The organism is Hydrococcus rivularis NIES-593 (assembly GCF_001904635.1).
In the GTDB taxonomy this organism is placed as follows: Bacteria; Cyanobacteriota; Cyanobacteriia; order Cyanobacteriales; family Microcystaceae; genus Hydrococcus; species Hydrococcus rivularis.
Genome location: NZ_MRCB01000007.1, coordinates 105,953 through 124,815, shown reverse-complemented (window position 1 = coordinate 124,815; position 18,863 = coordinate 105,953). Strand labels below are relative to the sequence as shown.

The 18,863-nt window shown below is 45.9% G+C and carries 19 protein-coding genes; 7 read left to right on the top strand and 12 right to left on the bottom strand.

Annotation, left to right across the window (positions count from 1 at the left end; translation table 11 throughout):
• Positions 1–25: 25 nt before the first annotated feature.
• Both NIES593_RS08425 and NIES593_RS08420 read left to right on the top strand, forming a co-directional pair.
• Complete coding sequence (locus tag NIES593_RS08425) at positions 26–1,000, top strand: GDP-mannose 4,6-dehydratase (RefSeq protein WP_073599152.1); 975 nt, start codon at positions 26–28, stop codon at positions 998–1,000.
• A 135-nt stretch (positions 1,001–1,135) separates the two neighbouring features.
• The gene (locus NIES593_RS08420) at positions 1,136–2,344 is read left to right on the top strand and encodes a glycosyltransferase family 4 protein (protein ID WP_073599151.1); all 1,209 of its coding nucleotides are present in this window, start codon (positions 1,136–1,138) and stop codon (positions 2,342–2,344) included.
• A gap of 6 nt (positions 2,345–2,350) precedes the next feature.
• On the opposite strand, the gene NIES593_RS08415 is transcribed toward NIES593_RS08420, so the two are convergent.
• The 6 genes from NIES593_RS08415 to pheS all read right to left on the bottom strand — a co-directional run bounded on the left by NIES593_RS08415 (position 2,351) and on the right by pheS (position 8,317).
• Entirely contained in the window at positions 2,351–3,199 is an 849-nt protein-coding gene (locus NIES593_RS08415) for a carbohydrate ABC transporter permease (RefSeq protein ID WP_073599150.1), read from the bottom strand.
• A 54-nt stretch (positions 3,200–3,253) separates the two neighbouring features.
• Entirely contained in the window at positions 3,254–4,153 is a 900-nt protein-coding gene (locus tag NIES593_RS08410; protein WP_073599149.1) for a carbohydrate ABC transporter permease, read from the bottom strand.
• Between the two features lie 132 nt (positions 4,154–4,285).
• Positions 4,286–5,347 carry a recombinase RecA gene (recA, locus tag NIES593_RS08405; protein WP_015142548.1) on the bottom strand — a complete coding sequence of 354 codons (1,062 nt, stop codon included), beginning with the start codon at positions 5,345–5,347 and terminating at the stop codon, positions 4,286–4,288.
• Positions 5,348–5,684: 337 nt separating this feature from the next.
• Positions 5,685–6,701, bottom strand: a complete 1,017-nt coding sequence (locus NIES593_RS08400; protein WP_073599148.1) for a WD40 repeat domain-containing protein — start codon at positions 6,699–6,701, stop codon at positions 5,685–5,687.
• Between the two features lie 226 nt (positions 6,702–6,927).
• On the bottom strand, positions 6,928–7,281 hold the full coding sequence (locus NIES593_RS08395; protein ID WP_073599147.1) for a DUF4870 domain-containing protein: 354 nt from the start codon (positions 7,279–7,281) through the stop codon (positions 6,928–6,930).
• Between the two features lie 28 nt (positions 7,282–7,309).
• Positions 7,310–8,317, bottom strand: coding sequence for a phenylalanine--tRNA ligase subunit alpha (gene pheS, locus NIES593_RS08390; protein WP_073599146.1), 1,008 nt, complete (start codon positions 8,315–8,317; stop codon positions 7,310–7,312).
• Between the two features lie 126 nt (positions 8,318–8,443).
• Here pheS and surE point away from each other — a divergent pair, with 126 nt between their 5' ends.
• Positions 8,444–9,253, top strand: a complete 810-nt coding sequence (gene surE, locus NIES593_RS08385; RefSeq protein WP_073599145.1) for a 5'/3'-nucleotidase SurE — start codon at positions 8,444–8,446, stop codon at positions 9,251–9,253.
• 71 nt (positions 9,254–9,324) lie between these two features.
• Positions 9,325–9,888 carry a DUF3727 domain-containing protein gene (locus tag NIES593_RS08380; protein WP_073599144.1) on the top strand — a complete coding sequence of 188 codons (564 nt, stop codon included), beginning with the start codon at positions 9,325–9,327 and terminating at the stop codon, positions 9,886–9,888.
• A gap of 160 nt (positions 9,889–10,048) precedes the next feature.
• On the opposite strand, the gene NIES593_RS23215 is transcribed toward NIES593_RS08380, so the two are convergent.
• Both NIES593_RS23215 and NIES593_RS08370 read right to left on the bottom strand, forming a co-directional pair.
• On the bottom strand, positions 10,049–11,626 hold the full coding sequence (locus tag NIES593_RS23215; protein WP_217651850.1) for a M23 family metallopeptidase: 1,578 nt from the start codon (positions 11,624–11,626) through the stop codon (positions 10,049–10,051).
• A gap of 419 nt (positions 11,627–12,045) precedes the next feature.
• On the bottom strand, positions 12,046–12,507 hold the full coding sequence (locus tag NIES593_RS08370) for a tRNA (cytidine(34)-2'-O)-methyltransferase (protein ID WP_073599143.1): 462 nt from the start codon (positions 12,505–12,507) through the stop codon (positions 12,046–12,048).
• A gap of 151 nt (positions 12,508–12,658) precedes the next feature.
• Between NIES593_RS08370 and NIES593_RS08365 the strand changes: the two genes are divergently transcribed.
• A complete protein-coding gene (locus NIES593_RS08365) occupies positions 12,659–13,255 on the top strand; it encodes a peroxiredoxin (RefSeq protein WP_015142556.1) in 597 nt (198 codons plus the stop codon).
• An 83-nt stretch (positions 13,256–13,338) separates the two neighbouring features.
• Here the strand turns inward: NIES593_RS08365 and NIES593_RS08360 are convergent, their stop codons facing one another.
• The 4 genes from NIES593_RS08360 to NIES593_RS08345 all read right to left on the bottom strand — a co-directional run bounded on the left by NIES593_RS08360 (position 13,339) and on the right by NIES593_RS08345 (position 15,776).
• A complete protein-coding gene (locus NIES593_RS08360; RefSeq protein ID WP_073599142.1) occupies positions 13,339–13,869 on the bottom strand; it encodes an O-acetyl-ADP-ribose deacetylase in 531 nt (176 codons plus the stop codon).
• A gap of 112 nt (positions 13,870–13,981) precedes the next feature.
• On the bottom strand, positions 13,982–14,407 hold the full coding sequence (locus tag NIES593_RS08355) for an EVE domain-containing protein (protein ID WP_073599141.1): 426 nt from the start codon (positions 14,405–14,407) through the stop codon (positions 13,982–13,984).
• 57 nt (positions 14,408–14,464) lie between these two features.
• Positions 14,465–14,980, bottom strand: coding sequence for a hypothetical protein (locus NIES593_RS08350; RefSeq protein ID WP_073599140.1), 516 nt, complete (start codon positions 14,978–14,980; stop codon positions 14,465–14,467).
• A gap of 67 nt (positions 14,981–15,047) precedes the next feature.
• Positions 15,048–15,776: a 2-phosphosulfolactate phosphatase family protein gene (locus NIES593_RS08345; protein ID WP_073599139.1), complete on the bottom strand. Its 729-nt coding sequence runs from the start codon at positions 15,774–15,776 to the stop codon at positions 15,048–15,050.
• Between the two features lie 161 nt (positions 15,777–15,937).
• On the opposite strand from NIES593_RS08345, the gene NIES593_RS08340 reads away from it, so the two are divergent.
• On the top strand, positions 15,938–17,323 hold the full coding sequence (locus NIES593_RS08340; protein WP_073599138.1) for a DUF3747 domain-containing protein: 1,386 nt from the start codon (positions 15,938–15,940) through the stop codon (positions 17,321–17,323).
• Between the two features lie 182 nt (positions 17,324–17,505).
• A complete protein-coding gene (trpB, locus tag NIES593_RS08335) occupies positions 17,506–18,759 on the top strand; it encodes a tryptophan synthase subunit beta (protein ID WP_073599137.1) in 1,254 nt (417 codons plus the stop codon).
• Positions 18,760–18,863 lie beyond the last annotated feature (104 nt).

The following is an 18,863-nucleotide window of genomic DNA, read 5'->3' as shown; positions in this document are numbered from 1 at the left end:
TCTTCTAATTACTAGCTAATAACTAATGACTAAAAAAGCATTAATTTGTGGTGTATCGGGACAAGATGGAGCTTATTTAGCACAGCTGCTCTTAAATAAAGGCTATATCGTCTGCGGAACCTCGCGAGATGCTCAAATGTCCTCTTTTAGAAATCTGGTGCGTCTGGGAATTCGCGAGCAAGTAAAATTAGAATCCATGTCGCTCAATGATTTTCGTAGCGTCTTGCAAGTGCTGATGAAAATTGAGCCAGACGAGGTATACAACCTAGCGGGGCAGAGTTCAGTCGGTCTTTCTTTCGAGCAACCCGTAGAAACCCTGGAAAGTATCGCCACGGGAACCTTAAATCTTCTGGAGGCAATTCGCTTTACAGGTGCGCCGATCAAGCTCTACAATGCGGGTTCTAGTGAATGCTTTGGGGATATCGGCGATCGCCCTGCCGATGAAACGACTCCCTTTCGTCCCAGAAGTCCCTATGCGGTAGCAAAAGCGGCTGCTTTTTGGGAAGTGGCAAACTACCGCGAAGCTTACGGAATCTTTGCCTGTTCCGGCATTCTGTTCAATCATGAATCTCCCTTGCGTCCCCAGCGATTTGTTACGCAAAAAATTATTGCCGCCGTCACTCGGATAGCCAAAGGAAGTAACGAACAACTTCATCTGGGCAATATTTCGATCGAACGCGATTGGGGATGGGCGCCGGAATACGTAGAAGCGATGCATTTAATGTTACAGCAAGACAAACCTGACGATTACGCGATCGCCACCGGAGAAAGTTACTCGCTAGAAGCATTCGTCGCTGAGGCGTTTGCTTGTGTTGGATTGGACTGGCGCGATCGCGTCATTACAGATTCTAGCTTATTGCGACCTACCGATTTAGCCATTAGTCGAGGCAACCCCACTAAAGCCAAAAAACACTTAGGTTGGCAAGCTCAATATAAAATGCCCGATGTCGTCCGCATGATGGTAGAAGCGAAAATGAACGATGATGATGTGAGGGAATGACGAGGGGATGGGGAGAGTGTGGGAGATGTGGGGGGGGGAGATGGGGAGAAACGAATAACCACTAACTACTAACTAATCCCCCATCCAAAATCCCCAATCCAAAATCGAACGACAGATGACCAATGACAAACAACAATGAACATTCTAACGATCTGCTCTACCTTCCCCTACCCGCCAACCCGAGGAGGAACGCAAGGAAGGACGTTTAATTTACTCAAGACGCTTACTCAAAACCATGCCGTTACGCTGATTACCCAACGATCGCAAGACGTAACGGAAGAAGAAATAGAGCGATTGCGTCAATATGTCAAGGATTTGGTTGTCTTTCCCCGTCCAACCGAGCTAAAAGAAGAAATACCTGCAAAAATACAGCGATTCAGTCAATTTTTGCTCGGAGGAACGCCGCCTAACGTTCTCTTTCTCTACCGCGAGGAAATCCAAAAATGGATCGATAAAGCAGTCGCAGCTGAAAAATTTGAGGTAATTACCTGCGAACACAGCGTCAATGAAATCTATATCCGTCCGGAGTGGAAAAAACAGGTGCGGACAATACTTAATATCCACAGTTCTGTCTACCGAACTTGTAAGAATCAACTCGAAACGGGAACGTCGGATAACGAATGGCGCGATCGCCTGTACTTGCCTTTACTACGCCGCTACGAACGGCAAACCCTACGCAAGTTTTCTCGCGTTGTTGTTACAACCGACGAAGACGAACAGCAGATGAAAGCCTTTGCACCAGAAGCAGAGATAATTTTAATTCCCAATGGAGTCGATTTAGAAACCTTTCCTTACCGAAAAGCCGATCCTGGCGGACATAATTTAGTTTTTGTCGGCGGATTGGATTATTTTGTCAATATTGATGCGGCTTGCTTTTTTAGTCTAGAAGTTTTGCCCGTCGTGCAACAAAAATACCCGGATGCGACTCTAACTTTAGTTGGTTCCAAACCTTCCCCAGAAGTACAAGCTTTAGCCAAACGTCCTGGAATTACAGTAACGGGTCGCGTTCCTTCTGTTGCTGAGTATTTACATAAAGCTACCGTGGCAGTTATTCCCTTGCGCACGGGGTTTGGTATGAAATTCAAAACCCTAGAATCGATGGCGGCAGGAGTGCCGGTGGTCGCTAGCGATCGCGGTTTGGAAGGCTTGGAAGTCGATCGCCCCAATGTCCCTTTACGTGCCTTGCGTGCCAACCGCGTCGAAGACTATGTAGAGGCGATCGGTCGTCTGTTTGAAGATGCTCGGTTGCGAGAAACTTTATCTCGTAACGGACGAGAATTAATCGAGCAAGAATACACTTGGGAACGACTGGGAAAGAGTTACGAGCAAGTCCTCACGAACTGATGACCCTCAACCTTTGACTGCACCTGCTGTCAATCCTTGAACGATTCGGCGTTGGAAAAGCAATACTAATACGACTAAAGGAAACGTTCCTAAAACAGTAGCAGCAGCGATCGCTCCATAGGGAATTTCAAAGACGGTAGTACTGCCCAATTGAGCCGTTGCCACTGGAATTGTTTTCATGCTTTCGCGAGTGATAAACGTTAGCGCAAAAATATATTCATTCCAAGCAAAAATAAACGTGAGAATTCCTGTAGTTATCAGTGCGGGAATTGTCATTGGCAGCACGATATTTAATAACATAGGAATTGTTTTATAACCATCTACCTTAGCTGCATCTTCTAAATCTTTTGGCAGTTGTTGAAAAAAACTTCGCATTACTAAAATAGTTAAAGGCAAATTAATTGCCGTGTAGGGAATAATCAAGGCTAAATAATTATTTCCTAAGCCGATCGCCCGAATAATTTCTAACAGTCCTAAGAACAGTAAAACGTAGGGGAAAAGCGTAACGATAAGAACGCTTGTTAGGATAATCTGTTCGCCTGGAAGCCTCAATCTTGCTAATGAATAAGCAGCAGGCGAGCCGATCGCCAAACATAAAAGAGTTGAAACAATTGAGACTAAAGCACTGTTTAAAATATAGAATAAAAACGGACGGCGACTAAATAATTCGCTATAATGTTTTAGGGTAATTCGAGTCGGAAAGTAGACATTAGGAACCGCTGAAATATCTTGATTGACTTTGATAGAAGTTAGCAATTGCCAGAGAATGGGGCTAAGACAAAAGATAACAACGATTGCAACACAAATCCAAAGAATCGGATTTTCAAACATATTCTCTAATTTTTTTATCTTCATTCTTCTGAACTCCTAACCAAACAATTCAGAATTTACAGCGCCAATAATGGCTGACTAATCGCTCCTCGTTCTGACTTTTACCAGCAAAAAAGCTGTAAGAGCTACAGCTGCTATTAGCAATAAAAATGTCACGACAACCAAAGCCGACCCATAACCAAAATCTAGATAGCGCATTACCGTTGCATAGATATAAATAGAAACGGTTTCTGTCGCACCTCCAGGACCGCCACCCGTCATCACCTGTACCAAATCGAAAATCCCGAAAGCTTGAGCAAAGCGAAATAACATCGCAATGAGAATTTGCGGCATAATTAAAGGTAAGGTAATCTGACGGAAACTTTGCCAAGAATTCGCCCCATCAATGGCATGAGCTTCATAGAGATCTTTGGAAATCGATTGCAATCCAGCTAGGAGAATAACGCTAATAAAAGGAGTCGTTTTCCAGACATCGGCAATAATCAGAGATACCATTGCTAAGGTCGGATCTCCTAACCAATTAATCCCTTCATTAATCAACCCCAAACGTTGCAAGAGATCGTTAACCACTCCATACTGGTCGTTGAAAATCCAAGCCCAAGCCAACCCCATGATAGCTGTCGGCAGTGCCCAAGGAAGAATGGCAATTGTGCGGACAATTCCTCGCCCTCTAAAAGACTGATTTAAAATAAGGGCAATTCCCATTCCTAAAATAAGTTCTAGGACAACGCTAAAAACGGTAAAAACGGCAGTATTTCCCATACTTTGCCAGAAGCGTCCATCCCCTACCATCCGCACGTAATTATCGAATCCTGCAAAAACTGGCTGTAGCTGCGTGCCTAGATTTTGAGTAAATAAACTTAACCAAAAAGCGCGTCCGATGGGATAAATAAAAACTAACGCCAGAATTAATAATGCTGGGATGACCATTAACCATCCCGTGTTTTTTTCCTGGCGTTCGATATTGCTTGTGCCCATTAGCAATTTTTGATGGTTAAGAATAGACCTGTTTTACTGTATAAAAATTTTAGTTAAAAAAAAGAGCAGAGCATAGAAAAAGACTCCAGAGCGTCTCTTCTACCCCCCGCCCTCGCTTAAGTTGATGGCTTTCTACTCGTCTTCTAAACTTATTTCCTCGTCGTCACTGGTTGACGAAGCAAAACTAACAGCTCCGATATCGAGTTTTTCGCGGACTTGCTGCTCGACTTTGTTGGCAATTTCCGGGTTTTCTTCCAAATATTTAACGGCATTATCCCGTCCTTGGGCGATATTTTCTCCGTTATAGCTGTACCAAGCTCCTTTGCGGTTGACGACGTTAGTTTGTTCGGCTAAATCGATCAAACAGCCAACTCTAGATATTCCTTTACCGAAGATAATGTCAAATTCTGCGATGCGGAAAGGAGGCGCGACTTTATTTTTGGCGACCTTGACTTTCACTCGGTTTCCGTATTCTCCTTCGTTGCCTTTTTTGAGGGTTTGAATGCGACGAATATCCAACCGAACGGAGGCATAAAACTTGAGTGCCGTTCCTCCCGTGGTCACTTCTGGGTTGCCATAGGTTACGCCAATTTTCTGGCGTAGCTGGTTGAGGAAAATAACCGTACAGCCGGATTTACTGATATTGCCAGCAATTTTCCGCAGGGCTTTACTCATCAGGCGAGCTTGCAAGCCTACCTGATTGTCGCCCATTTCTCCTTCGATTTCTGCTCTGGGCACTAGCGCCGCCACGGAGTCAACTACAATAATATCGACAACGGTCGATCGCACTAATTGATCGACAATTTCTAGAGCGACTTCTCCTGTATCCGGTTGGGAAATTAACAGATTCTGAATGTCCACGCCCAAAGCTTCTGAGTAGGTGGGATCGAGAGCGTGTTCTGCATCGACAAACGCGGCAACGCCGCCAGCTTTTTGCACTTCTGCGATCGCGTGGAGTGCCAAGGTTGTTTTCCCAGAACTTTCTGGTCCATAAATCTCAATGACGCGACCTTTTGGCAAACCGCCTCCCAAGGCTAGATCTAACGTGAGCGAGCCGCTAGAGATCGTCTCGACTCGCATCTGAGACGCATCTCCCAAGCGCATGATCGAACCTTTGCCAAAATTGCGTTCGATTTGATTGAGTACTAAGCTTAGTGCTTTTTCTTTATCGGGATTGTTAGTAATAGCAGCCATTAACGCCTCAAGAAGTCTTTATTCGCTTTTTCAATAGTACAAAAGTATCTATCTAGTTTAGCTTGTTTTCTGCTGGCACTTCACTCAATGTGTAGATTTATTATGAGTCGATCGCCTGCAATAGAAATTCATCATGCCAGCCAGAATTCCATTTTAGTCTGGCTAGGGAACAGTTACCAGTTATTTGATTTTAGATTTGGGATTTTGGATTGGGGATTAGTCAAAAGCCCTTAGTTAGTGGTTAGTGGTTAGTCGTTAATTGTCTCCCCACCCTCCCACTCTCCCAAACTCCCCGTCTCCCTACCTTCTGCCTTCTAGCCCGGAGCTTCTTCCTTCTTCAGCGAGCTATTTGCCAAATTTTGACAATTTTATCCTCGGCTCCGCTGTAGAGATATTTTCCGTCGGGACTGAAGGCAAGGGCTAAGACCCATCCCCGATGTCCTTTGAGAGTCGTCAATAGCTGACCCGTGGCGAGATCCCAGAGGGTAATCGTTCCCTCTTTATTGGCTGTAGCAACTGTTTGACCGTCTGGGGAAATTGCGATCGCATTCAAATCTAAGCGCGCTCCTCTCATAGAGAATAATTCCTCGCCGCTGTCAAATTGCCAGACTTTAACCAGATTCCTCACTGCCGCTACGATTTTCTGTCCGTCGGGCGTAATCGCTACATCGTAGATATAGCCGGGCTGTTGGGAGGACGTTTTCAGCAATTGCAGCGATCGCGCGTCCCAAAGCTTAATGGTACGATCCTCTCCAATAGAGCCAGTGACAAAGAATCGTCCGTCGGGACTGAAGGCAACGGTTGTTTCTGGACCGACATTTTCCCCCAGGGTTTTGAGCAACTCTTCTGATTCGAGGTTCCAAATTCGGATAGTGCGATCGCCGCCACTAACGCTAACCAGCATTTTGTTGTCGGGACTGAAGGCAAGTGTGCTTATCTTGCTAACATGACCTCGCAGAGTCGCCTTTTGAGTTCCATCCTTCACGCGAAAAACGGCTATTTCTTCGCCAGCGGCAGCAGCCATGCTTTGACCATCAGAACTAATCGCCAGAGAGTTAGGCGTAGCGGGGAAAGTTTTCGTGTAGATTTCTTTTAACTCGTTGAGAGCAATGGCAGCGATCTTTCCGTCCCCAGAAGCAACTAAAAGAGTTTGTCCGTCGGGACTGACAGCCAAAGAAGTAATTGCTCCAGCAAATTCTTTGATTTCTCTAACATTGACTGGCGATTTTTGCAACTGGGCAAGGAGAGAGGATTTTCCCTCTTGAGGCATTGCTTTAGAAGCCAAAAATGAGAAGCCGACTGCCGTCACCAGGCTAGTGCTAACTAGCAAAGCAATTAAAGCGTTTTTTGGCATCGATATCCTGTCGGTTGTTTGCGTCTATCTATTCATACCATCTTGGTTGACTGACAAATCTTTGTCCCCTCATCCCTAAATCCCTTCTTCCACAAGGAGCGAAGGGACTTCAGTCCAAAGTTTTAACTTGAGAGCCACTCTCCTGCTCTGGGAGAGGGGTTGGGGTGAGGGCGATTTGAGTTTTGTGCGGTCAACTAGCATCCCATCTCGTTAAGTTCGATCGCTGCTACAGCACGCGGAAGATAAAAGGATAACGAAAAGCTTTGTCGGGATCGCCGATGACTTTGACGATCGCAATAATCGGTAAAATCCAGGTGAGCAGGATAAATATAGGAACTAAAGGCAGCAGTAAGTAGCCGATCAAAATCGCAGTCAGGACGGCATAGATTGCTCCATAAAACCAAATATTTAAATGAAAGTTGAGGGCTTCTTTGGCATTTTCTCTAATAACTGAGTCGTCGGAAACAAACAGAATCGCGATCGGAATGCCAATAGACACGAGTAGGGCGCTAAAGAAAATCGAACCGTGGCATAGTGCTGACAGTAGCCTTCGTTTGCCCGAAAGTGAAGTATCGTTCATGAGATTAGCTCCGTTACTGGTAAATGAATTAAAATTGTCGCAAAAAGCGCAAATCGCTATTATAAAGGCGGCGAATATCGTCGATTTGGTGCAACACCATGGCAAACCGTTCTACGCCCAGACCCGCAGCAAATCCAGTATAGATCTCCGGATCGTACCCAACTGCTTTGAGGACGTTAGGATCGACCATGCCGCACCCCATCACTTCCAGCCATTTTCCTTGCCACTGTACGTCTACTTCCGCCGACGGCTCGGTGAAAGGGAAGTAGCTTGCCCGAAAACGCACGGGCAATTCCGCCCCAAACATCTGCCGGATGAATTCCTTAATTGTTCCTTTCAGGTCGTTGAAAGTCAACCCGCGATCGACTGCCAATAGTTCGACCTGATGGAAGACAGCCGAGTGAGTCGCATCTACCGTATCTCGACGGTAAACTCGACCGGGTGCGACGATACGAATCGGCGGTTCGTGGGTTTCCATGTAGCGAATTTGTACCGACGAGGTATGGGTACGCAGCAAATTGCCGTCGGGAAGATAAAATGTATCCTGCATGTCCCGCGCTGGGTGATCGGCTGGGGTGTTGAGCGCCTCGAAGTTGTAGTAATCTGTCTCGACATGGGGTCCGGTAGCGACCTTGTAACCCAAACCGACGAAAATATCTAAAACGCGATCGATAGTGCCGTTGAGAGGGTGAATTCGACCCAGAGGACGACCGACTCCAGGCATAGTGACATCAAGGGTTTCGGCTTCCAGCTGCGCCTGAATTTGGGCGGCTTGCAAGTCTTGGCGCTGGCGTTCTAATTGCTCTTGTAAACCTTCTTTGACCTCATTTGCCAGCGCGCCAATGCGCGGTCGGTCTTGCGGGCTTAATTTACCCATTTCCCGCAGGATTTGGGAGAGTTTCCCTTTTTTACCAAGGTAATCGATCCGCAGTTGTTCCAATTGAGCGAGGGTTGTCACCTGCGCGATCGCGATTTTTGCCTCCTGCTGGAGCAAGTGAAGTTCGCTTTCTATCTGGCTTATAGATGTGATGGTCATGCTGATAATAGGGTTGGCTATCGATCTAGCTGGCTAATCCCAGTTTACCTAATAGCGATCGCTCGTCAGTATTGGAAAATGGAAATACGGTAGAAATTGGAATTCAATTGCTCAACCAAATCGCCTATGACAAAACCTCTCAGACTTCTGATTAGTAACGACGATGGGATTTTTTCGCTTGGCGTGCGGACGCTGGCAAATACTTTGGCACAAGTGGGACACGATGTCACCGTTGTTTGTCCCGATCGCGAGCGATCGGCAACGGGTCACGGTTTAACGTTACACCATCCGATTCGAGCTGAAGTTATCGACTCGGTTTTTCATAGCGCCGTTATCGCTTGGTCTTGTTCGGGCACGCCTGCCGATTGCGTTAAATTCGCTCTTAATGCCGTTCTCAACACTCGCCCCGATTTTATCCTTTCTGGTATCAACCACGGTTCCAATCTAGGTACCGATATCCTCTACTCCGGGACGGTATCGGCGGCGATGGAAGGCACTATCGAGGGAATTCCCAGCATTGCTATCAGTTTAGCTTCTCCTACGTTTCGCGAGTTCCAACCCTCGGCTGATTTTGCGGTTACTTTGCTCGAACGCTTAACCCAACACCCCTTACCCCAGCCAACCTTGCTTAATGTTAACGTTCCCCCTGTCAAAGTTGAGGAAATTGCTGGGGTTGCGATCGCGCGTCAAGGGTTGCGCCGTTATATCGAAAATTTTGAAAAGCGATTAGATCCGCGCGGAAAAAGTTATTATTGGTTAGCTGGCGAAGTTATTGAAGAGTTGGAACAACCCGAACACTTTCATTTACCCTCTGACATTCCTACCGACGTACAAGCAATTCGGAAAAACTATATTACAATTACCCCTTTACAATATAATCTTACCGATGTTTTGGGAGTCGAACATTTATATACAATTGGTGGTTTTAACCTATAAATCCCAATTAATTGCCAAATAACGAATAAAATTTGTGATATTCTAAGCAAGCGTCGATTTTTCTAAGTTATATGTCTTCTTTCAGATTTAATCCAGAAAACGAACTCGATGACGAAGAAAAAGTGACCTTAACTGATGAAGAAGGTCGAACTTTAGAATGTTATGTTGAGAATTCTCTCGATCGAGAAGACACCACCTATGTACTTCTCATGCCCGTCGATACGCCTATTGTTATTCTTGCCTGGGATAAGGAGAAAGACGAAGAATTTTCAGACGCTATCCTCATAGAAGATAGCGAAGAAATCGAACAAGTTTTTGCCGATGCTAAAGCCGTCTTGGCAGAATTAGAGCTGACCCTTAAAAATACCGCCTATACCCTAACTGCTAGCGGAGAATTACCTCCATTAGAAGACGAAGAAGTGATTACTTTAGAGATTGAAGCGGAAGAGGAAGAATTGCAGTTTTTAGCAAGCTTCTATTCGCAGGATCAAAGGTATTCGATTTATACTCCTCTTTCTCCTCTGCTATTTTTAGCAAAATACGACGAAAAAGGCGAATTAGAAATGGTTTCTCCAGATGACCAACAAATGCAACCTATCTTAGAAGAATTATTATTTGAAGAAATAGAAGAGTAGAAAAAAAATCATTAATTTATAAGAAATCCGGATTAGATATCTCCCTATGAAATCAAATATAATTCGCAATTGCCAATTCACAATTCGCAATTTTAAAAAGATTTCTTGTATTTAATTGCGAACTGCGAATTGACAATTGTTGTGTTTTGGTTAAGAGAACTTACGATCGCTGCTTGGGTAAATATGCCATAGGATTTGCTGCACTTTGTCCGTTGGGATGGATTTCAAAATGTAGGTGCGGTCCGGTACTGTATCCTGTGCTACCCATCTCGGCAATCAGTTCGCCTTGTTCGACAAGTTGGCCCGTGCGTACCAAGATTCTGCTGTTGTGAGCGTACAAAGTTACGCTGCCGTCAGAATGTCTGAGCTTGACTAAATTCCCGAAACCGCCAGAATTCCAGCCAGCAGAGATCACTTCTCCCGATGCCGCTGCCATGATAGGAGTCCCGATAGGTGCGGCAATGTCAACTCCTTTGTGCATTCTGCCCCAGCGCCAGCCGTAGCCAGAAGTCAGTACGCCCTTGGCGGGCCAGATATAACCCGTAAACTTCGGGAGAGTATCGGGTAGATACTCGTCGGGAACAGAGAGGGGAGGAAGATCTGGTCCGACTGTCTCTCCCACGGGAACTCGGATCATCTGGTTGTATTGCTCTGCATCGGCAGGAGCAGAACCGACGATTTGCTCGCGATTCTGGGAATTCGAGGAAACAGGCTGAGGGCTGGGGATCCGAGACTGAGCCGCTTCTCGCTTCTGAACTGCCGTGCGATTGATACCTGGCTTGCGATCGCTCCGCCATCGGCGATTAGGCGTTTCTGAAGCAACGAGAGTAGGGCGTTCCTCCTCAGCCGTTTCCGTTTGTGCGGAGGTAGAAACGAAAGGCAAATCATCGGCATAATCTTGCTGGAGTCTCTCAATGTCAGCGAGCAGTTTTTTAGCATGGGGAGCAAGCGAGTCTGCTTTGGACGTTTCCAGCGAGACGGGAGCAAGGGAAGCCGTTATCGCTGGTAAGGAGGCATTGGGGCGCATGACAAGATGAGAAGGGGTTTTCTGCTCTCCCTCACCCTGGAGAATCGTTAACTGTTGAGAAACTTCGGTTAATTTTAATTGCGCTAGACTTTCTTGTAAGCGCTTTTGTGTTTCTTTCAATTTATCCAAAGAGCTGGCGAGCTGCTGTGGATCGACAAGCTCTAAAGAGCGAGAAGCGACTTTTTTAGCAGGTTCGCGTTTATTTGTAGATTTTTCTGGCTCTTGTCGCGAAGAGATTTTTAATTTCTGTCTGGCTAGAAGATTGGCTTGAGAAGAAATTTCATTGTTAGCGGCTATAATTTTTGCTGCGAGGCGATATTCTTCTGATAGCTGCCACAAAGATTTGCTCTTCGCTACCCGATGCTCGATCGCTAGCGGAGCTGGTTTGACGGTTGTTAAAGAAGACGAATTGCCCACTTCATCGGATTGAGATTGGATGGCGCTCGACGACGGGCTGGCAACCGTAGTTTCCGCAGTAAAGGAATCAGCTGCTACTGCCGCATCGTTTTGGTTGAGCAGTAATAGACTGGCAGCACCCATTGAAATGGCTAAACCGATGGTGGCAGCCGAAGAACGACGAACTTTGCGATCTCCCTCGCTAATTGGCATTACACCTATAGATGCTTTTGCCGACAGTTCGACCCCTACTTCAGAGGAGTATGCTAGGCATGAGGGAGTGGATTGAACTTTCTGGATCGGTGAGTCTTTCAAAAAAACCTCCTCATCTATAACAAGCGCTAAATTATGTTGTGAATTTGACCTTGGGAATTTATTAGGGTGACTTGTTAATTAAAAAAAAGTCAATTCAACTTAGCGCATTGGGATCTGATACTAAGTCGATATGCATGGGGATGTGTTATTTTATCTAAGAAAGATTAACTTGGTTTGACAATTTAGACAAGCCCATCTAAGCTGGTCTAGCAAACATAAATTTGCGACGCGAAATCAAAGTTGTTGCTGTACTTAGATGAATTTGTTTGGTTAGACGAATTAATTTTTATAAGGTTTCCGCCAGAAACGCTTATGTTCCCGGTTAAGTGTAGGTAATACTAAAGTTCTTTTTTTTTATAGAATTTTCTTATCAAAAATTCAAGATAAACTTTATATCTAAATCCGTATTTAAAAATTATCTAGCCGAGATAACCAAGCTGGCGACGAGCTTCAAATAACCCTACGGCGGCACTGACAGAGAGATTTAAACTGCGAACTTTTGGTTGTTCCATCGGGATATAAACCGTGGCATCGCAAGCTTCAAGAACTGCTGGCGGCAACCCTTCAGTTTCGCTACCAAATAGCAACCAATCGTCATCTTGAAATTGGTAGTGAATGTAGTTAAAACGACCGGAGACGCTAAAACCGATTAACCTTCCCCCAAGTTGCCGATGTACTGTCTCGAAGGCTTTTAGGTCGATATGATAATGCAAATTTACCCAGGGCCAATAATCTAAACCAGCTCGTTTGAGGTAGCGATCGCTTAGTTCAAATCCTAAAGGGCCGACCAAATGCAATTCCGTTCCCGTTGCGGCACAAGTTCGAGCAATGTTTCCTGTGTTGGGGGGGATTTGTGGAGAAACTAAAACGAGCCTCGGCATTTAACCCTATCTTAGTATAAGTTTTATTTATTTTAAACTGGCGCTAGACTATTTTATCTTTTACTCAAAATCGTTATGACTATGATATAGTTGTAACAGTTCGTAAAGATTAAATAACTCTAGAGATTATACAGTCAAGGAGAATCGAGACATGTCTGAAGGATGTTTGCGAGTTGGTCAACCAGCTCCCGATTTTACGGCGACTGCTGTTGTCGATCAAGAATTTAAAACCGTTAAATTATCTGACTATCGCGGCAAATATGTTGTCCTATTCTTCTATCCACTAGACTTCACCTTTGTTTGCCCGACCGAGATTGTCGCCTTTAGCGATCGCTACCAAGAGTTCGCCCAACTCAATACCGAAGTTTTGGGAGTTTCTGTAGATAGTGAATTCTCTCACTTAGCTTGGATTCAAACCGATCGCAAATCAGGTGGCGTTGGCGATATCGCCTATCCTCTCGTCTCCGACATCAAGAAAGAAATTAGCGCCGCTTACAACGTGCTAGATCCAGACGCTGGAGTCGCACTGCGCGGACTGTTCATTATCGACAAAGAAGGAATTATTCAACACGCAACCATCAACAACCTCTCCTTTGGTCGCAGCGTTGACGAAACCCTCCGTACCCTGAAAGCCATTCAGTACGTACAAACGCACCCTGATGAAGTTTGTCCCGCGGGTTGGCAAGAGGGAGACAAGACCATGATCCCCGACCCCGTGAAGTCGAAAGTCTACTTCTCTGCCGTATAAACTCAATTTTGAACGATTAGGAGTCAGAAAAATTTTAACTCTGGCTCCTTTCAAAGTTTTATGGTGAAGAGAAAGCGATCGCTCTACAATTCTGGCAAGAGTTCTAACAGCACTTGCTTGTAACACTCATAGGTTCGAGTATCGAAACAAACAAAAATGACCTGTTCGATACAGCTCGAATGCTGTAAAAACTGTTTTACTTCAGTTACGGCTATTCTCGTTGCACGCTCCAAAGGAAATCCATAAATCCCCGTGCTGATGGCTGGAAAAGCGATAGACTTAATGTCATTTTCTGCTGCTAATTCGAGACTGCGACGGTAACAACGCGCTAATAACTCATCTTCTCCTTGGTTTCCCCCTCTCCAAACGGGACCGACGGCGTGAATTACCCATTTAGCAAGGAGTCTATAGCCCTTGGTCATTTTGGCATCTCCCGTCGCGCACCCCCCCAGACGACGGCATTCTTCGAGTAATTGCCCTCCCGCCGCGCGATGAATAGCTCTATCAACGCCACCGCCACCGAGAAGCGAATTGTTGGCGGCATTGACAATAGCATCGACAGCTTGTTGAGTGATATCGCCTTGAATCGCTAGAATTTTTTTTGAACTGGTCATTAGTCATTTTGTCCTTAGTCTTTTGTTATTGGAGTCTTTTGTTATTGGTTATTTGTTAGGGGTTAATGGTTAATAGTTGATTGTCAAAAATTGCCACTAACTACTAACTACATCATCCCTTTAACTGATAAACTCTTTCCCACTGTTGCGGCGTAACTTTGAAATTGGTGCTGTTGGGAGCGCGAATTACCAGTAAATCTTTGAGGATGCGATCGTGTTTGATTTCGTTGCGACGCAAGGGTTGTCCGAGAAGTTTGCGGAGAATGCGAAGTTTGACGCGAGGTTTGTCTCTTTTAAGGCTGTCGGGATCGAGCCAAAAATGGGCATCGATAATCTCATCGAGTACTTGCGGGAAATCGATAATTTCTGCGATCGCGTAAATTCCGGCTTTCTCTCCAGCCATCCACATCAATACCCCATCTCCTATTGCCATCTCCTTGGCGTAACGAGTGACTAGCCACGGAATCTCATCTAACTCTCGGATAGCATCTAGAAAACGATAGTATTTGGGATTTGCTTGGAAAAGCCAATAAGCCATTTTTAACAGCGAGCGGTTATCAGCAACCAAAAAGCTGATAGCTGACAATTGATTGGGTCAACCGAGCCAAATTACTCCGCCTAAGATCAGGAGAATGAGAACTAAGGCAACCCAAATAAAATGATTATCCTTCGTATTGACCTGGCTGAGATCGATTGGTTCTATTGTAGACGAAGGAGCTTTTTTGGTCGTGCTGTTACCGCTACCGCTTAGAGAACGAGCGTTACTTTCCGAAGCCTTGCTCAAGTCAGGAATTTCGCTCATCCACTCGCGCGGTCTTTTCAACTGAGGCGCTTCGATAATATAGAGCAGACGCTTACTTTGTTTGCGAATTTCTGGGTGGGGGTGTTTGGTGAGTTGTCGGCACAGAGAGATTGCCTCTTGTAGCTGACTGGCTGCTTGATAAGCTGTGACCAACCAAATTTGCACCTCTCCTCCCAAACGCGATCCCAAAGCGACCAGTTGGCTTGCCTTTTCTAAGTGTTGTACGCTGAGCCGATATTGACCCCGTTCAAAGGTATATTTGCCCTTCTGATATTCGATTTGAAATTGTTCTTGTTTATCTGAAACCACATTAACTCTGAGTCTAATATTCAGGATAAAGCTTGATGGCAGGATTCAGATACGATCGCGAATCTCGCTATAATTTCACTAACAGACCGGGTTCTTTCTGAATTGGCACGATGTCGAGGGAATCGATTTGAGCGCAGTATTGTAAATCTTCATCGCACCCCAGACGCAACAGGCGTTGACCGTGACTGGCAAGACGAAACAGTTCTAGCAAGTTGTCTTTCCACTGGTGATAAAGTGCGATCGCCGCGATCGCTTCATCATTGCCAATCTCGACTCCTTCGCATTCCTGCGACATGAGAGATTGAGCGATCGCTCCCGCGCAAACAGTATCTTCTAAAGAATAGCCGCCTTCCCATCCAGAACCGAGCAACCAAACTGTTTCTGGCTGTTTTTCCAGTAAATAGCGGACGATTGCATGACGATTGATAATCGTTCCAGCAGTAACGAGTGGAGATTGCTCGACTCGTTGCAAGGCGCGAGTACCATTTGTCGTGCTGATAAACAGCCGCTTTCCTCGCACTCGCTCTGGCGTATAGTCGAGGGGAGAATTGCCCAAATCGCAGCCTTCTACCTTAGCGCCGCCTCTTTCTCCAGCGCGGAGTCGTTTTTCTGGAGACCAAGCTTCGCTCGCTTGCATTAGGCGATCGAGATCGCTAAAAGCTTGTACGGCTTCTGCTCCGGCATTTAAAGCAGTTGCGATCGTGGTAGTGGCTCGCAAAACGTCGATTACGACGGCACAATCGGGAAAGCCGTCCGGTGAAGTCAGTTCGGGAGTATGATAGACAAATATCTTCACTTAGAGAGTAATGAATAGATAAATGGATATGCTGTCGCGATCTTATCATGACTAATAAATTATAAAGTGCAAAATGCGGTAAACAAAAAACCATAACTCTCGTCTAATTAACGGAACTTTCCATCTAACTTAAATAAACGTCAGTATTATCGTCAGACCCTATGAGACTCTCACTTGCTTTTACTAAAATATTGGCAGTTTTAGCCACAGCAACCTTGGCTAGCGTCGCGATCGACAATCCCGTTAAAGCAGCGGTTACTTTCGACGAACAAGAAATCGATCAAAATCGAATTATTGCTATAGCCAGACCTTATGGCACGAATAAATACGATCTCCTAGTCATCGAACAGATCCCAGGGAAAAAAACCTGTTGGAGTGAAAGTGGCTCCAGACCGACAATTGTAGAGCCATTGTTGCTTAAGTTTGACTTTACCGGACATTGCAACCGCAGCACCGATAGCAACGGCTACTCAATTCGCGTTGACGGTCGAGATTTTGGCTTAGATTATCTGCTCAGAATCGTGGAGCGCAACGGAGAACTCTTTCTAGTGGGAACTTCGCGAACCAATCCCAGTCAGCGAGATATTGTTATCGGTAGAACCTATGGACTGCAACGGGGTTTTCTCAAAATCCACCTCAATGCAGGTTGGCGATTCAGCAAACGCGCCTATCAGGGCAAAGTACTCGGTCACGTCTATTTTAGCGGCGATCGCACTGCCATGAATTCTCCCGCTAGTTCCGCGACCGCTACGGCTACTCTCCCCCCCGCAGAAAATCGAACAGTTTCGCGATCTCAGCCCAATGCTATCAACCGCGATCGCACTAATCAGAATCCTCCTAGTCGTTCTAGCATAGACAATAACCGTTCTTTACCCGTTCCACCTAGTACGATAAGTCGCGATCGCACTAATCAGAATCCTCCTAGTCGTTCTAGCATAGACAATAACCGTTCTTTACCCGTTCCACCTACTGCCATCAACCGCGATCGCACCGACACGAATGCGCCTGCTACCAACACGGGTAAAGAAATCCGATTTACAGCCGGAAATTCCATCCCTCCTTCTTCTCCATCTTCTCGTTCTTCCTCTTCTCTCCCCCCGCCTCCTTCTATTCCTTCGGGACGGACGCCAAATCCTTCCGCAGCCAACGCTGCTTCTCCGTCCTCCGAAGAGTCTTCGCCCCTTCCAGTTCCCCCACAGATAAATAGCTCTCAAGTCGTGCCGCAACCGACTGCCAATGCGAGAGCCAATTCAGAAAAAACCCTTTCCGACGCGATCGCAGTTACTCCGCGCCCCCTTCCTGGGGCGAGTAACGCCAATGTTGCTGCCAGATCCGAGGTTCCGAGTTCTAGCAACTATCGGGTGCTAGTGGAGGCATCCGAAAGCAGCCAACAAAAGCAACTGCGATCGCTTTATCCCGATGCTTTTCGGACTGTTTATCAGGGACGAGCTATGTGGCAAGTAGGCGTTTTTAAAACCTGGGACAGTGCCGATAGAGTATTGCAAAGCGTGAAAAATGTAGGGCTAGATGGATTAATTCTAGATTGAAAAATGGTATGAGGCAGCGATAAACATCGCTGACTAGCTTCGCGCTTGTCTCAGGACTTGCCTCCGCAGGTGGCGGCAACTCCTCGTCGGATTGCAAAAATGTCACCGCGTTTCATCGGCTAAACCATATACCACAGAGAACGTTTTATAATAACCTCTATATTGGTTATTCTGCCCTTATCGTGACTACTACTCCTATCTCTTCATCCCAAGCAAATATCGAAATTCAATATCCAGATCCATTTGGACGGTTCGGTTGCTATGGCGGTAAATACGTTCCCGAAACTTTAATGCCTGCCCTGAGCGAACTAGAAACTGCTTACGCTCGCTACAAAGATGACCCCGATTTTCAGCAGGAACTGCAACAACTCCTGCGAGATTATGTAGGAAGGCCCAGCCCTTTGTATTTCGCCGAACGCCTTACTGCCCATTATGCTAAACCCGATGGCAGTGGAGCGCAAATTTATCTCAAACGAGAAGATTTAAACCATACGGGCGCTCATAAAATCAATAATGCCCTCGCTCAAGTCTTACTAGCCAAACGCATGGGCAAAAAGCGTATCATTGCCGAAACGGGTGCGGGTCAACATGGAGTTGCTACAGCTACGGTGTGCGCCCGTTTTGGTCTTGAATGCATCATCTACATGGGCGTTCGCGACATGGAGAGACAGAAATTAAATGTCTTTCGGATGAACTTGCTAGGGGCAAAAGTGGCACCAGTCGAAGCGGGAACCGGAACCCTCAAAGATGCGACTTCTGAAGCGATCAGAGACTGGGTGACCAATGTAGAAACCACTCATTACATCCTCGGTTCTGTCGCCGGACCGCATCCCTATCCGATGATGGTGCGGGATTTCCACGCTGTCATCGGTCAAGAAACTCGCATCCAAGCACAAGAGAAATGGGGCGGTTTGCCAGATATTCTGATTGCTTGCGTGGGTGGCGGTTCCAATGCAATGGGATTGTTTTATGAATTTATTAAGGAACCTTCAGTGCGATTGATTGGTGTGGAAGCAGCAGGAGAAGGTATCGCGTCGGGAAAACATGCAGCAACCTTAACTCACGGTCGTCCTGGAGTTTTGCACGGGGCGATGAGTTATCTGTTGCAGGATAATGAAGGTCAGGTCTTAGAAGCGCATTCTATCAGCGCGGGATTGGATTATCCCGGAGTCGGACCCGAACATAGTTATCTAAAAGATAGCGATCGCGCTGAATATTACAGCGTCACTGACGAAGAAGCAATAGAGGCATTCCAGCGAGTATCTCAGTTAGAAGGAATTATTCCTGCCCTAGAAACTGCTCATGCTTTTGCCTATTTAGAAACACTCTGTCCGCAACTCGAAGGCAGTCCTCGAATTGTTATTAACTGTTCGGGACGAGGGGACAAGGACGTACAAACCGTGGCGAAGTATCTCAGCAATTCTGTGGATATTTAGCCGATTTCATGACCCCATTTTTGGCATTTTGTGAGAAATGCGGATAGAAACTCAGCGTCAATCTTTATTTGAGCAATTAAGGGATATCGCTGTTTATGCAGCTT